The organism is Kribbella sp. NBC_00359, from assembly GCF_036097425.1.
Lineage (GTDB): Bacteria > Actinomycetota > Actinomycetes > Propionibacteriales > Kribbellaceae > Kribbella.
In genome coordinates, this window is record NZ_CP107975.1 from 4703133 (window position 1) to 4717938 (window position 14806).

The 14806-nt window shown below is 68.4% G+C and carries 11 protein-coding genes; 7 read left to right on the forward strand and 4 right to left on the reverse strand.

Features of this window, described 5'->3' with window-relative positions; all coding sequences use genetic code 11:
* Positions 1-28: 28 nt before the first annotated feature.
* Entirely contained in the window at positions 29-1165 is a 1137-nt protein-coding gene (locus OG876_RS23180) for a branched-chain amino acid aminotransferase (RefSeq protein WP_442914018.1), read from the reverse strand.
* A 1-nt stretch (position 1166) separates the two neighbouring features.
* Complete coding sequence (locus OG876_RS23185) at positions 1167-2366, reverse strand: helix-turn-helix domain-containing protein (protein ID WP_328518706.1); 1200 nt, start codon at positions 2364-2366, stop codon at positions 1167-1169.
* Positions 2367-2551: 185 nt separating this feature from the next.
* On the opposite strand from OG876_RS23185, the gene OG876_RS23190 reads away from it, so the two are divergent.
* The 4 genes from OG876_RS23190 (at position 2552) to OG876_RS23205 (ending at position 5656) form a co-directional block, all read left to right on the forward strand.
* Positions 2552-2920, forward strand: a complete 369-nt coding sequence (locus OG876_RS23190; protein WP_328518707.1) for a hypothetical protein — start codon at positions 2552-2554, stop codon at positions 2918-2920.
* A 157-nt stretch (positions 2921-3077) separates the two neighbouring features.
* Positions 3078-3833: a helix-turn-helix transcriptional regulator gene (locus OG876_RS23195; RefSeq protein ID WP_328518708.1), complete on the forward strand. Its 756-nt coding sequence runs from the start codon at positions 3078-3080 to the stop codon at positions 3831-3833.
* Between the two features lie 102 nt (positions 3834-3935).
* Positions 3936-5183 (forward strand): MFS transporter, encoded by a 1248-nt coding sequence (locus OG876_RS23200; protein ID WP_328518709.1) that lies wholly within the window; start codon positions 3936-3938, stop codon positions 5181-5183.
* A complete protein-coding gene (locus tag OG876_RS23205) occupies positions 5180-5656 on the forward strand; it encodes a winged helix-turn-helix transcriptional regulator (protein ID WP_328518710.1) in 477 nt (158 codons plus the stop codon). The genes OG876_RS23200 and OG876_RS23205 overlap by 4 nt, the downstream gene beginning before the upstream one ends.
* Before the next feature lie 49 nt (positions 5657-5705).
* On the opposite strand, the gene OG876_RS23210 is transcribed toward OG876_RS23205, so the two are convergent.
* Complete coding sequence (locus OG876_RS23210; protein WP_328518711.1) at positions 5706-8702, reverse strand: S8 family peptidase; 2997 nt, start codon at positions 8700-8702, stop codon at positions 5706-5708.
* A 156-nt stretch (positions 8703-8858) separates the two neighbouring features.
* Entirely contained in the window at positions 8859-9638 is a 780-nt protein-coding gene (locus tag OG876_RS23215) for a class I SAM-dependent methyltransferase (RefSeq protein WP_328518712.1), read from the reverse strand.
* A gap of 116 nt (positions 9639-9754) precedes the next feature.
* Here OG876_RS23215 and OG876_RS23220 point away from each other — a divergent pair, with 116 nt between their 5' ends.
* The 3 genes from OG876_RS23220 (at position 9755) to OG876_RS23230 (ending at position 14760) form a co-directional block, all read left to right on the forward strand.
* The gene (locus tag OG876_RS23220; protein WP_328518713.1) at positions 9755-11509 is read left to right on the forward strand and encodes a chitinase; all 1755 of its coding nucleotides are present in this window, start codon (positions 9755-9757) and stop codon (positions 11507-11509) included.
* A gap of 126 nt (positions 11510-11635) precedes the next feature.
* Positions 11636-13297: an FAD-dependent oxidoreductase gene (locus OG876_RS23225; protein ID WP_328518714.1), complete on the forward strand. Its 1662-nt coding sequence runs from the start codon at positions 11636-11638 to the stop codon at positions 13295-13297.
* Positions 13297-14760, forward strand: a complete 1464-nt coding sequence (locus OG876_RS23230; protein WP_328518715.1) for an ATP-binding protein — start codon at positions 13297-13299, stop codon at positions 14758-14760. The genes OG876_RS23225 and OG876_RS23230 overlap by 1 nt, the downstream gene beginning before the upstream one ends.
* The last annotated feature ends 46 nt before the right edge of the window (positions 14761-14806 follow it).

The following is a 14806-nucleotide window of genomic DNA, read 5'->3' on the forward strand; positions in this document are numbered from 1 at the left end:
ACCTAACCGCCGCGGGGGACAAACCGCACTAAGCCAGGCGGGTGAGCCAGCCTCGCGGGTCGGGAGTGCGGCCGTATTGGAGGTCCAGCAGGGCACTGCGGATGGATCGGGTGACGGGGCCGACGCCGTGGTCGACGGAGTGGTCGCCGATGGTGAGGTCGCCGTCAGGCCAGGCGACGCGGCCGATCGGGGTGATGACCGCGGCCGTCCCGGACGCGAACACCTCGGTGATCTCGCCGCTGCGGACGCCGTCCTTCCACTCGTCCGCCGAGATCCGCCGCTCCTCGACGGTGTGTCCGAGGTCCTTCGCGAGGTCGACGACCGAGGCTCGGGTGACGCCCTCGAGGATCGAGCCGGACAACTCAGGCGTCGCGATGCGGCCATCGGCGTACACGAAGAACATGTTCATGCTGCCGATCTCCTCGAGCCACTTGTGCTCGACCGCGTCGACAAAGGCGACCTGCTCGCACCCGTTGGCGACAGCCTCGGCCAGACCGGCGAGGCTGGCCGCGTAGTTCCCGCCGCACTTGGCAGCACCCGTCCCACCTGGTGTCGCGCGGATAGTTGAGGTCGTCAGCCAGATCGACACCGGCTTGGGCCCGGTGTCGAAGTACGGCCCCGCAGGAGACGCGATGACGCCGAACAGAACCTCGCGAGCCGGCCGCACGCTCAGTGCGGCCTCGGTTGCGATCATGTACGGACGCAAGTACAGACTGGTCTCGCCGTGCTCGGCCGACGGCACCCATGGCTCGTCCACTGTCACCAACGCACGCAAGGCCGCGACAAACGCGTCCTCCGGCACATGCGGCAGCGCAAGTCGCTCAGCACTCGCCGTGAACCGGGCGGCATTGCGATCAGGCCGAAACGCCCAGACAGACCCGTCCGCGTGCCGAAACGCCTTGAGGCCTTCGAAGATCTCCTGCGAGTAGTGCAGTACGGCGGCTGCCGGACTCACCCTGATCGGTGCGTACGCCGTGACCCTCGCGTCATGCCATCCACGGTCAGCCGCCCAGTCGGCCACCACCATGTGGTCCGTGAACGACTGCCCGAACGAGGGCTTGGCCAGCACCTCCGCCCGCGCCTCCGCAGTGGCCGGATCACTCCGCAACTCGACCGCGAAGTCCCACGCGTCTGTCACCGTCGTTTCAGCTGTCACTCTGCGCACGCTACCCCCGCCCCCAGCCGGACCACGACCCACTGCCCACACTCCGACCCTCCGCGTACACCTTGCGCTCCAACAGCACCTCCAGATCCCGCACGGCGGCCAGCCCGGGCGCTCGCTCCCGAGCAGCGGCCACGACTCGTCTGGCGTCGTCGTACAAGTAGTAGGTGTGCCACTCGTCCGGCAGCTCGACCAGCACCCGCAGAGCGAGCGCAACACCTGCCGCGACCTCTCCGTCAACGGCCAGACACTCCGCCAGCCACAACTCCAGCCCGGCGCGCTCACCGAGTCGATCGGCCGGACACAACTCCAGTGCGCGGGCCAGCAGCACACAACCGGCGGCGGCGTACCCCAGGCTCGCGCACACGCGCCCCTCAGCGCCGTGCACCTCGTACGCCGTCCAGTCGCCGAGCGGCCCGTCCGTGGTGCTTGCCGAGGGCAACTCGTCCGCGACCCCGATCAGCTCCTGCAGCGCCCGATGCCCCTCGTCCTGCCGACCCAGCTCCGCCAGGACCCACGCTCGGGCGGCGTGAGCCCTTACCACGCAGCCTCGCGCCGGTCTCGCGAGCGCCAGTGCTTCCTCGGCCGTCGCCAGTAGCTGCAGCAACGGTCGCCGCTCGGCCAGTCCGCTCATAGCTTCGCGAGCACGCACCGAACTCCGCACCGACGCGTCGTCCGAGCTGTCTGCGGCAGTCCGAGCCACCTGCCACCAGCGCCTGGCCGCACGCAGCTCCCCGAAGCCGGTCAACGTCATTGCCGTCAGCACGCTCAGCTCCGCTGCCTGGACAGCCGAGTCGGCCGACTCCCTCGCCTGCACAACCTGGAGATATGTCATCAGGTCGGGCAGCAAGCGAGCAGGTGGAACAGTCCGGAAGTCTCCGAGGTCAGCAGTCGCGTCGGTGCAGCCGTAGGCGGTGATAAGGCCGTGCCAAGCCGCCTCCAGCGCATCGGCCGGCTGCAACGCTTCGGGGGTGGAACGGCCCGACTGTGCCTGCTTCTGCTCGAAAGTGGTGGTCAGCTCGTCCCCGGTGCCGAGCTCGCGGTCGCAGAGGCGGGCCAGGCCGGCAGAGCCCGGGCGCTGGCCTCGCTCCACCTGCGACAGGTAGCTGTGGTCGTAGCCGACTCGCGTTGCCAGTTGCCGCAGGCTGAGGCCAACTGCCTGCCTGCTGTGCCTCAACTGCGCGCCGAACGCTGACTCAGCCACAGGATCACCCCCGTTTGCGCTTCGAACTCACGTGGTCCGTGCAGAGGACAGTACAAGCCCTCGCCGACAAACTGCCCCAGAACCCTTGGAGGCAAGGGCATGTGGTCTGTGGGCTGTTCTCACAGCCCACAGACCACACCTGTTGTGCGCAGCGCGTGCTGGGCGATTCTGCAGAGGTGAACACGATGCAGCGACAGGCTCGCCTCTTCCGGTTGGTACGCCACACCGCCGTCTCCGGCGTGCGCGGCACAGGCACCCTGGCCGAAGGCGTGGAGTGGTCCGACGGGACAGTCGCGGTGCGCTGGCGTGGTCCTGCGCCGAGCACGTCGACCTGGGACGGCGGGGTCGAGTCTCTGCTGGCTGTGCACGGCACCGGTGGCCGCACCCAGATCCACTGGCTCCCCGGTGCGCCCACCACCGTGAGCAGGACGGTCACGAAGCCACCAGTGCAACCGGCCGGCACAGTGGCCGCCGTGTGGCTACCGGCACCGGGCGCGGACGGACTGTGCTCCCGCTGCGGTCAGCTGTGGCCGTGCCTCAGCTGCGGCCCGTAGCCGGCGCCCCGGTCCGGAGCCGGTACGCGCGGTCCGGAGCTGGTGCCGTTGGCCGGAGTGGGGTGCCGTTGTCCGGAGCGGTTGAGACAGCGCGGTCAGCGCTAGCTGATCCGGTTTAGTGTGAGGGGGTTTTGGTCGGACGCGGGAGGTGGTGTCGGTGGCGGACGGTGCGGTTGTGGATCCGCTGGACGAGTTGGATGCGCAGTTGGCGCGGCTGCGCAATGTGGCCGACGAGCTGCGCGGTGCCCGTGGCCGGCCGGTGCTCGAAGGCAACCAGGTCGAGCTGATCGAGGACGGGCCGACCCTGCTGCGGGCGTACGAAGAGCTGCAGTTGGGGTCGACGCGCGAGGTCCGCGTGCTGGATCGGCCGCCGTACGTGACGCCGCCGTCGACGCAGCAGAAGCTGGAGTTGGATCGGCTCGCCGACGGGATCGAGTATCGGGCGATCTACGGGACCGAGGTGTTCGAGTCCGAGGACATCATGGGCGTCCTGCCGGAGCTGCAGGCGGCGGGAGAGGTCGGCCGGGTGCTGGCGCAGGTGCCGATGAAGATGGCGGTGGGGGATGACGACACCGCGTTGATCGGGCTGACGAAGCGGGCGCCGGCCGAGTCCAACCTGCTGATCAGATCGTCGGGATTGCTGGACGGGCTGATCGCGACCTTCGAGATGTTGTGGGCGCTGGCGATCCCGATGCCGGCGCTGCTGGCGAACGGCGAAGTGCCCGCGCTGCGGTCACCTGATCGCGACATCTTGTTGCTGCTGGCCGGTGGGGCGACCGACGACATGATCAGCCGACGCCTCAGGATCAGCCCGCGGACGACCCAGCGCCGGGTCCGCGCGCTGATGGAGTCGCTCGGCGCTCAGACCCGGTTCCAGGCGGGCGTGCAAGCTGCCCGCCGCCGCTGGATCTGACGGTGGTGTGACGGGTATCACTCCGGTGATCTGGATTGCATCGAGCAACTCAGGCGTTCTGGGTTTCATCGCGCAACTCAGCGGACTCCCCGGAAGGAACCCATGACCACCTTCGAACTGCCCGCCACGACCATCGCGCAGCCACGTCGCACCTTGAGCCGTCGGGCCAGTTTCTGGACTGCCGCCGCGGTCGCGGGCATCAGCCTGTGGACCAGCGCGGCCCCGACGACGGCGTACCCGCTCTACGCGTCGACCTGGCACCTCACTCCGACCGCGACCACCGCGATCTTCGCCGTCTACCCGGTCGTGCTGGTCGTCTTCCTGCTGCTTTTCGGCCAGCTGTCCGACTACATCGGCCGCCGCGCCACGATGCTGTACGGCGTCGGCGCCCTGTTCGCCGGCGTCCTGCTCTTCGCCATCGCGCCGTCGGTCGGTTGGGTCTACGCCGGGCGCGCGTTGATGGGAGCGGGCGTCGGCCTCGCGCTGACTCCCGCGACGGCCGCGGTGGTCGAGTTCAGTGCGCTCGGCAAGGCAGCGCGTGCCTCGTCCATCACGACCGCCTCGACCGCGGCCGGTCTCTCGCTGGCGACGATCGTCGGCGGCGGGCTGATCGAGTACGCACCGGCGCCGCTGCACCTGGACTTCTGGGTGCTGCTCGCCGTGATCGCCGTCGTCTTCGGCTTCGTCTGGCGGATGCCCCGGCACACCAAGGACGAGAGCCAGGGCCAGTGGCGGCCGCGCCCGATCACCGTGGCCAAGGGCATCCGCGTGGTGTACGTCGCGTCCGCCGTCGCAGTGACCGCGGCGTATGCGTTCGGCTCGGTCTTCCTCGCCCTCGGCGCACAGGTCGCCCGCCAGCTGATCGGGACCGAGAACATCTTCGTCATCGGCCTGATCCTCGCGATCATGTCGGCCACGATCGGCATCACCGCGATCGTCGGCCGCCGGTTCCCGGCCGGACGGCTGGTAGCGGTCGGCGCGGTCGCCACGCTGGTCGATCTCGCGCTGCTCGAGGCCTCGGCCACCGCGCACTCGCTGCCGCTGTTCATGATCACCACCGTGCTGGGCGGCATCAGCTACGGTCTGCTCTTCTCCGGCGGCCTGGGCCTGATCACCACGCACGCGCCGGCTCATCACCGCGGTGGCACCGTCGCGGCCGTGTACCTCGTGGCCTATGTCCTGCAGGGAGCGATCGCGCTGACGCTCGGCCTGGTCGCGACCGCATCCGGCCTCGGGACCGCGTTGCTGCTGGGCGTGATCGTGATCGGTAGCCTGGCGGTGCTCGTGATCGCGGCCGCGGGAGCCCTGGCGGCGAGCGGGGGCAGAGAGTTGGTGGAGGAGGCGCGATGACTACACGTACGGCGACCAGGCCGAACTGCTCGATCGCCCGCACGCTCGACCTCGTGGGCGACCGCTGGACCTTCCTGATCCTGCGCGAGGCCCACCTCGGGACCACCCGGTTCGCCGACTTGCGTGACTACCTCCACATCGCGCCGAACATCCTGACGAACCGGTTGGCCGCGATGGTCGACGCCGGTCTGCTGGAGAAGCGCGAGTACCAGGAGGAAGGCGAGCGGACGCGATTCTCGTACCATCTGACGCCGGCCGGTGTGGACCTGAAGCTCGTGCTGGCCGCCCTGCAGCAGTGGGGCGACGTGCACGCACCGCGTGCGGACGGACCGACCGTGGTCCGGCGGGACATCCGGTCCAAGGAGTTGGTCGACGTCGGTTTCGTCGGCAAGGACGGTCACGCCGTCCCCGACGAGGACGTGCTGTTCGAACCCGTCGCGGGTGGTCCGGCCGACCGCAGTGCCTGGCGCTGACAAGACAAAACGCCGGACCCATCGGGTCCGGCGTTTGTCTGTTGCACTGCTAGTTGATCGTCACCACCGTCCCGGCCCGGTTCGGGAACTCGACGAAGCCGGTCGAGCGCTGGTCAGTCGGCAGACCTGACCAGGAGGCGCTGACCTGGAAGGGCTTGAACGCAGCCGGTGCGACCGGTGGGCTGACCTGCAGAGCACGACCCGAGGACGACGTCACCACGTTGGTCTGCATCGTGTACTGCGTGGTGTCTGCGCCTGGCGGGTTGGTCAGGGTGATCGCGAGGACTCCCCACACACCCGGAGCCGGTGCCGCGATGGTTGCCGACGCCTGGTTGGAACCGTCGCCCACGAAGGACAGCAGTTGCGTCTGACCGTTGACGACCTTGTAGAGCACCAGCCAGATACTGCCCGCCGGGTCCACGGTCTTGATGTTCCACTGCACGGCCTTGGTCTGTGCGGTCACGGTCACCGGGTAGTTCGGCAGATCGGCGTCCGCAGCCCCGGCCGGTACGGCGCCCGCCACCAGGGGAGCCGAGACGACGCCGTAGGACCGGATCGGGATGCCCGCCTTGCCCGCGGTGGCCTCGAACGACGCAGTGCCGGACGCGCCTGAGCCCGAGACCTCGGTGGGTGCGAGGACAGAGGTCGGTACGACGGCAATCGGACTGCGGACCATCTTGCCGGCGCCCTGCCAGGTCAGCCACCCGCTGGTCGTCTCAGCCGACGGAGCGGTGTCCTGGGTGAGCGTCACCTTGAACGTCTTCGTCTGACCCGCTGCGGTGAAGTTGAGGATCGACGGCGTCACCACGGCCTTCATGCCCGGTACGGACACCGTCGCCCGGTACAGGCCCGGTGTCACCGCGGTCACCCGCCGAGTGATCGTCTGCGTCCCCAGCAGCTGCCCCACCGCGATCGAAGGAGCGTTGTAGTCACTCGGGTCGATCGCCGGAACCCCCGTGCCAGTGTCGACGCCGCTGCCTTCCAGATAGCCCAACCAGTCCGCGTCACCGGAGTCGTAGACCAGACCTGGGTCCAGCATCTTCGACGGCTGCACCTCGCCGGCACCCCGGTCGAACGGGTTGTTGTCGGCAGCGCCGGTAGAAGTCAGTACGTCGCCGGCCGTCGTCATCAGGGCCGACTTGACCGCCATCGGCGACCAGTCCGGGTGCTTCGCGAGGTAGAGCGCCGCCAGACCGGCCACATGCGGCGCGGCCATCGACGTACCAGAGTAGAACGCGTAGCTCTGGCCGGCGTTGGTCGGCGGTGCGACCGCGGCCAGCACGTTGACACCCGGTGCGGCCAGATCGGGCTTCAACAGATCGCCATGACTCGACGTAGACGGCCCACGCGACGAGAAGTCGGCCATCTGCGGGTAGGGCTCACTGAGTCCGCTCGTGTTGCCTGGTACGAGCTCAGCCGTCCCACCGCCCGCAGCCGCATAACCCTTCACCGTCAGAGCGGCCGGCACATTGAGGTGCACAGTCGGTACGACGTGCGAGTCGCCGAGCGCGTCCTGGTCGAACAGATTGATCAGCACCAGGCCAACACCGCCGGCCCGCTTCACCTCGGCCGACTTGTCGACCCGAGCACCCACACCGCGCTCACAGACGACGATCTTGCCCGCAGTCTTGGCCGGGTCGAGCGTTCCCGGCAGACACCCAAGCGCATCGGCGTCACTGGCACCGGACACCTTCACTGCCGGTCCATTGACGAGCGGGTGGCTGCCGGTCGGGACACCGATGCTCGTGCTGATCCCGGCGTACTTCTGTCCGTTGCCCAGCACAACAGTCCCGGCGTACGGCGCAACCGTGCTTGCGCCGACCGTGGTCACCCAGGGGGAGGTGTTGTCGAGCGTCGCGGCATCCGGTCCGGAGTTGCCGCCGGCCGCGGACACGAAGATGCCCGCCGATGCCGCGGACAGGAAGGCAAGCTGGACCGGGTCGGTGTGCGCGGACTCGAAGATCGAGCCGACCGAGTAGTTGATGACGTCGACGCCGTCCGCGACGGCCTGGTCGATCGCGGCCAGGATGTCCGACGTGAAGCCGCCGGAGTTCTGGCCGTCCTTGCCCTCCCAGAGTGCCTTGTAGACGGCGATCTTGGCCGCCGGTGCGACGCCGGAGACCGTGCCGAAGTTGACGCCGCCCACTGTGACATCGACGCTGGGGTTGCCGGCCGCAGTCGACGCGGTGTGGCTGCCATGGCCTTCGCCGTCGCGCGGGGAGACGTAGTCCGCCCGCGCCTCCGGTGGGACGAAGCTGAGCCAGCCGTCACCGAAGTACTTGGCGCTGATCAGCTTGCTGTTGCAGAGGTCCGCGGTGAACTGTTCGCCGGCCTCACAGCTGCCGGTGAACGTGTCGCCGTCCGCCTTCTGCATCACCGTCTCCGAGCCGGAGCGGTACGGCCGGTAGGGGTCCGCTGCGGTCGGGGGCTTCGTACCGAGCGCGGATCCGGCGAAGGACGCGCTCTCCGGCCAGATGCCGGTGTCGACGACGCCGACCACGACACCCTTGCCGGCTGACGCCGTACCGCCGAGGGCGTTCCAGACTCCGGTCTTGCCGGACAGCTTGAGGAAGTCGGTGGACTTGCGATCGTCCAGTGCGACCCGCAACTGGTCGGGGACGACGGACACCACGCCTGCGGTCTTGCTGAGCTCATTGACCTGCTTGGAGGTCAGCGAGGCGGTAAAGGCGTTCAGTGCGGTCGAGTAGTCGTGGCTGACGGTCGCCCCGACCTTAGCCGCGACCTGTGCGTGCTTGCCCGACAGGAAAGTGCGGTAGCGCTTGGCGTCGGTGCTGTTGACCTCGACCTTGCGACCAGCCGTGGGCTTGGTCGCCTTGAGACCGGTCACGCCACCCTGGTACGTCGCCACCGGCTTGTCGGCCAGTGTGACGACGTACCGGCCCGGTGCGAACGTCGGCAGCCCCATCGAGCCGGCCGTCGGCCCAATGGGTGGTTGTGCGGAGCCTGGTGGAGCCACCAAGGCGGTGGTGATCAGCACGGCACCGGCGAGCAGGGCGGCCCGCCGGCGCAGGTTGGGATGGTTCACGTGATGCCTCCACGGGGGACGCTGCGTCCCAGTAGTCCTGACCGTGGGCTGTAGCCCCGGCCGCCCGCCCCGAGCCCGGACGCCGAAGAGCCTGCCAATCCACCGCGCCGGCTACACCGCTTTGGCTTCAACTAGCCGCTGGCGAAAACCTGCCACTCAGCGCGCGGCGGTCACCAGCAGGTACTGCGCGGGGAGGCTGACCTCCCCGGCCGGGGTGGTCCAGTCCGTGGCGATGACCTTGAGCATGCGGGTACGGACCTCAGCCAGGCGTCCAGCCTTCTCGAGCAGTGGGAACGTGGCGACGCCCAGCGGGTGGTCCGCGATGCGGGTCTCCCAGTAGTCCTCCGGCGAAGCCGCGGTGACGGCGAGGTCCTTGGCGGTGGTCGAGACCTCGAAGCCGTACGCACCGAACAGCTCCGACAGAACCTTGGAGTCGTGCCAGTCGATCTGGCCGTCCGTGGCCTCGCTGCCGCCGGTGACTTCGCGGACCGCCGTGGCCACGATGCCGACGAGCTGGTCCATCACGCCTGGGAGCCAGCTGGTCAGGAGGATGCGGCCGGCCGGCTTCGCCACCCGGGCGAGCTCGGCGATCGCGGCGTGCGGATCGGGCGCGAAGATGACGGCGAAGTTGGACAGGATCACGTCGGCCGAGCCGTCGGCGAGCGGGATCGCCGCAGCGGTGCCGTCGACCACGGTCAGGTCGCGCGCGCCGGCTGCTTCCTGGATCACCTCGCGCAAGCGGGTGGCCGGCTCAACCGCGGTCACGCGAGCGCCGAGGCCGGCGGCGACCAGGGCGACGTTGCCGGTCCCGGCGCCGACGTCGACCACGTGCTCGCCAGGCTGGATCCGCGCCGCCGCGACCAGCTCCCGGGCCGCCGGCAGCAGGTCCGCGGCGGTCGACTCGTACGTGCCAGCACCCCAGTCGATCTGAGACATGCCGCTCACCCTAGGCGGCGACGGGTTCCGGACACCGTCGGGTTTCCGACGGGCCGAACACATTGACCCCGCAGTTATGGAGCGTCTCTACTAAATGGACCGCCCGAGGAGGTTCCATGCGTGCACGATGGCTTGCTGTTGTGGTCGGGGTTCTGCTGGCCGGCATCACGGTGCCCGCGCAGGCCGCGAACATCCTGACCAATCCCGGCTTCGAGACCGGCTCACTGAGCGGCTGGACCTGCTCCGGTGGCTCTGTCGTCACCACTCCGGTCCGCACCGGTGGCTATGCGCTGAACGGAGCCGTGACGAGCTCCGACTTCGCACAATGCAGTCAGACGGTCGCTGTGCAGCCGAGTACGTCGTACACCTTGTCGGCCTGGGTGCGTGGCTCCTACGTCTACCTGGGTGTCACCGGCGGCTCGTCGACCTGGACGCCGTCAGCTGCCGACTTCACCCAACTGAGTGTGTCCTTTACTACTGGCGCGAGTCAGACGTCAGCGCAGATCTATGTGCATGGCTGGTACGGCCAACCGGCGTACCAGGCCGATGACGTCAGCCTTGACGGCCCCGGCGGCACTCCGGGTGCTCCCAGCGTTCCTGGTACGCCGACAGTCACCAGTACGACGAACTCCGCCATCTCGTTGGGTTGGGCGGCCTCGACGGGCACCGTCACGGGCTATCGCGTGTACGAGGGTGCGAGCGTCGTACAGACCGTGAGTGGTACGACGGCGACGGTCAGCGGACTCGCTGCGTGTAGCAGTCACACCTACTCGGTCGCGGCGTACAACGCCGCCGGGGAGTCCGCCAAGTCGGCAGCCACGTCCGGTACGACGGGAGGCTGCACCAGCACGGGATTGCCGAAGCATGCGCTGATCGGCTACCTGCATGCGAGCTTCGCGAACGGATCCGGGTACGTGCGGATGGCCGACGTACCGGCGGAGTGGAACATCATCAACCTGTCCTTCGGGGAGCCGACGTCCGTGACCTCCGGCGACATCCGGTTCAACCGGTGCTCCGTCTCGGAGTGCCCGAACGTGGAGAGCGACGCGGACTTCGTCGCGGCGATCCGGGCCAAGCAGGCGGCCGGGAAGAAGGTGCTGATCTCGATCGGCGGTGCGAACGGCCAGGTGCAGCTCACCACAACGGCAGCCCGGGACGCGTTCGTCAGTTCGGTCAGCGCGATCATCGACCGGTACGGACTGGACGGGCTGGACATCGACTTCGAGGGACACTCGCTGTACCTGAACGCCGGTGACACCGACTTCCGCAATCCGACCACACCGGTCATCGTGAACCTGATCTCGGCGCTGAAGACGCTCAAGGCGAAGTACGGCGCGAAGTTCGTGCTGACGATGGCGCCGGAGACGTTCTTCGTGCAGGTCGGCTACCAGTTCTACGGCGGCGCGGGTGGTGGCGACAACCGGACCGGGTCGTACCTGCCGGTGATCCATGCGCTCCGCGACTCACTGACCGTGCTGCACGTGCAGGACTACAACTCGGGTCCGGTGATGGGCCTGGACAACCAGTACCACACCATGGGCGGCGCGGACTTCCACATCGCGATGACCGACATGGTCAAGGCCGGATTCCCGGTGGCGAACACCGGTCAGACGTTCCCCGGTCTGCGGGAGGACCAGATCGGGTTCGGGCTGCCGGCGGCGGTCAGCGCAGGGAACGGCTACACCGCCCCGGCAGCCGTTCACCAAGCGCTCGACTGCCTGGTGAAGGGCCAGAACTGCGATGGCTACAGCCTTCGTGGTGGTGCTTCGCCGGCGTTCCGCGGGCTGATGACCTGGTCGATCAACTGGGACCGCTACTACAACTGGGAGTTCCAGAACAGCCACGCGCCGTACCTCGCGGCACTGCCCTGAGGGCGGCGATCGGCGGGCGCCACAGAGCCCGCCGATCGGCCCGGTCCGCGCCCAGCCCCCGCGGACCGGGCCCAAGCCTGTGGATTACCGATCCGGTTTGTAGCTTTTCGCTGGTATGAAAGAGGCATGACAGCGTCAACGACCCGCCCGGTGATCCTCACCGTGGACGACGACCCCGGTGTTTCCCGGTCGATCGCCCGTGACCTCCGCCGCCGGTACGCCGAGGAGAACCGCATCGTCCGGGCCGAGAGCCCGGGCCAGGCGCTGGACGCCCTCAAGGAGCTCAAGCTCCGGGGTGAGCCGGTGGCCCTGCTGCTGGCCGACTATCGGATGCCCCAGATGTCCGGCATCGAGTTCCTCGAGGCCGCCATGGATCTGTTCCCGCTCGCCCGCCGCGTGCTGCTGACGGCGTACGCCGACACCGACGCGGCGATCCAGGCCATCAACGTGGTCGACCTCGACCACTACCTGCTGAAGCCGTGGAACCCGCCGGAGGAGAAGCTCTACCCGGTGGTCGACGCGATGCTCGACCTGTGGAAGGCGACCCCGGAGCCGTCCACCGACGAGACCCGGGTGATCGGTCACCGCTGGTCGGCGCCGTCGTTCGCGGCCCGCGACTTCCTCGCCCGCAACGCGGTCCCGTACCGCTGGCTCGGCGTCGACGACGAGGAGAGCAAGCGGCTGCTCGACGCGGCTGGGATCGATGGCGCCACCCTGCCGGTCGTGATCACTCCCGACGGCACGGTCATGGTCGCGCCGTCCGAGGCCGAGCTGGCCGACAAGGTCGGGTTGTCGACCTCGCCGGCGAAGGACTTCTACGACCTGGTCGTGGTCGGCGGTGGTCCGGCCGGGCTCGGCGCTGCTGTGTACGGCGCCAGCGAGGGACTGCGGACCGTCTTGGTCGAGCAGTTGGCGACTGGCGGACAGGCCGGTCAGTCCAGCCGGATCGAGAACTACTTGGGCTTCCCGGACGGCGTGTCCGGTGCCCAGCTGACCGATCGGGCCCGGCGGCAGGCGGTCCGGTTCGGGGCCGAGTTGCTGACCGCTCGGCAGGTGGTCGGGCTGGAGACCCTCGGCAACGCCCGGCGGCTGATGTTCTCGGACGGCAGCGAGATCTCGTCGCACTCGGTGATCCTGGCGACCGGGGTGTCCTACCGGACCCTCGAGGCGCCGGGCGTCGACGACCTGTGCGGCCGCGGGATCTACTACGGCTCGGCGACGACCGAGGGTCCGGCGTGCGCCGGTCAAGAGGTTTACATCATCGGCGGCGCGAACTCGGCCGGCCAGGCCGCGGTGTATTTCTCGAAACACGCCAAACGCGTGCATATGCTGGTGAGAGGACCATCGCTCACGGCGACGATGTCGTCGTACCTGATCGACCAGATCGACGACATCGACAACATCGAGGTGCACACCTGCACGCAGGTCGTTTCCTGTAAGGGCTCGGAGCACCTCGAGGTGTTGACCCTGCTGAACAGCCAGACCGGCGAGAGCCGCGAAGTGAGCACGGAGTGGATGTTCGTGTTCATCGGCGCGGCGCCCCGGACGGACTGGCTGCCGGGAGACCTGCTGCGCGACGAGCGCGGCTTCGTGCTCACCGGTCCGGACCTGCACGGCAAACCGCCGGGCTGGATCCTGGAGCGGGAGCCGTACCACCTGGAGACGAGCATGCCGGGCGTGTTCGCCGCCGGCGACGTACGAGCCGAGTCGGTGAAGCGGGTCGCCTCCGCGGTCGGCGACGGAGCGATGGCCGTAACACTGGTGCACCGATACCTGGAGATGCTCTGATGAGTGACCACACCGAAGTGCGGCGGCTGAGCCCGGACGAGTTGCGCACGCTGTTCCTCTTCGAGAGCCTGACCGACGAGCAGCTGCAATGGCTGTCCGAGACCGGGTACGTCGAGTCCGCGCACGACGGGATCGTGTTCAACGAGGGGGACGAGGCGACCTGCTGCTACGTCCTGCTGTCCGGTGAGATCCGGCTCTGCAAGCTGTCCCACGGTGAACTGGTCGAGATCAACCGGACCGGCCAGCGCGGGGTGTACGCCGGTGCCTTCAACGCCTTCTTCGGCGCCGACGACCACAAGTCCTACACGGCGACGATGCTGGTGACGCAACCGTCGGAGTTCTTCGTCATCGGTGCCAATGAGATGGCGACGATGATGAACACCTGGTTCCCGATGGCGGTGCACCTGATCGAGGGCTTCGTGATGGGCATGCGCCGGACCAACGAGACGCTGGGCGAGCGGGAGCGGTTGCTTGCCCTCGGCTCCTTGTCCGCGGGCCTGACCCATGAGCTGAACAACCCCGCCGCGGCAGCGGTCCGGGCTGCGGCGACGCTGCGGCAGCGCGTCTCCGGTATGCGGTCGAAGCTGGCGATGCTGGCCGACGGCACCCTGGACGCGACCAAGCTGCACCAGATCGTCGCGCTGCAGGACGATGCCGTCGAGCGGCTGGAGAAGACCAAGGACAAGGACATCCCGCCGATGGAGCTGTCCGACGCCGAGGACTCGTTGACCGACTGGCTGGACGACCACGACGTGCAGGCCAGCTGGGACGTCGCGCCGGTGCTCGCCGCCGCCGGTCTGGATGTGCCGTGGATGGAGAACGTGCTGACCGCGGTCGGGCCGAAGTACCTCGAAGGCGCGGTCCGCTGGTTGATGTACACGGTCGACACCGAGTCGCTGATGAACGAGATCGACGACTCCGTCACCCGGATCTCGACCCTCGTCGGCGCCGCGAAGCAGTACTCCCAGATCGACAGAGCGCCGTACCAGATCGTCGATCTGCGCGAGCTGCTGAAGTCCACACTGGTGATGATGTCCGGCAAGTTGCAGGGCTTCGACGTGGTGAAGGACTTCGATCCCGAGCTACCGCCGATCCCGGCGTACGCCGCCGAGCTCAACCAGGTGTGGACGAACATCATCGACAACGCCGTCAGCGCGATGGGCGGATCCGGCACGCTGACCATCCGCACCAAGAAGGACGGCGCGTACGCGATCGTCGAGATCGGTGACACCGGGCCCGGCATCCCGCCGGAGATCCGGCGCCGCATCTTCGAGCCGTTCTTCACCACCAAGCCTATCGGCGAAGGCACCGGTCTCGGCCTCGACATCTCCTGGCGCATCGTGGTCAAGAAGCACCACGGCGACCTTCGCGTCGAGTCCGAGCCCGGCAACACCCGCTTCAAGATCGTGCTGCCGTTGGACCCCGAGAAGGAACTGGAGTCCGACCCGGCGCTGCTGTCCTGAGTCACGTGAGCGGTGGTTGCCCGGGTGCTGAGGACGATCACGGCGA

Coding starts and splice junctions, on each gene's coding strand:
- OG876_RS23190 (WP_328518707.1), top strand. CDS start 2,552: ATGCAGCGACAGGCTCGCCTCTTCCGGTTGGTACGCCACACCGCCGTC.
- OG876_RS23200 (WP_328518709.1), top strand. CDS start 3,936: ATGACCACCTTCGAACTGCCCGCCACGACCATCGCGCAGCCACGTCGC.
- OG876_RS23205 (WP_328518710.1), top strand. CDS start 5,180: ATGACTACACGTACGGCGACCAGGCCGAACTGCTCGATCGCCCGCACG.
- OG876_RS23215 (WP_328518712.1), bottom strand. CDS start 9,638: ATGTCTCAGATCGACTGGGGTGCTGGCACGTACGAGTCGACCGCCGCG.
- OG876_RS23220 (WP_328518713.1), top strand. CDS start 9,755: ATGCGTGCACGATGGCTTGCTGTTGTGGTCGGGGTTCTGCTGGCCGGC.
- OG876_RS23225 (WP_328518714.1), top strand. CDS start 11,636: ATGACAGCGTCAACGACCCGCCCGGTGATCCTCACCGTGGACGACGAC.
- OG876_RS23230 (WP_328518715.1), top strand. CDS start 13,297: ATGAGTGACCACACCGAAGTGCGGCGGCTGAGCCCGGACGAGTTGCGC.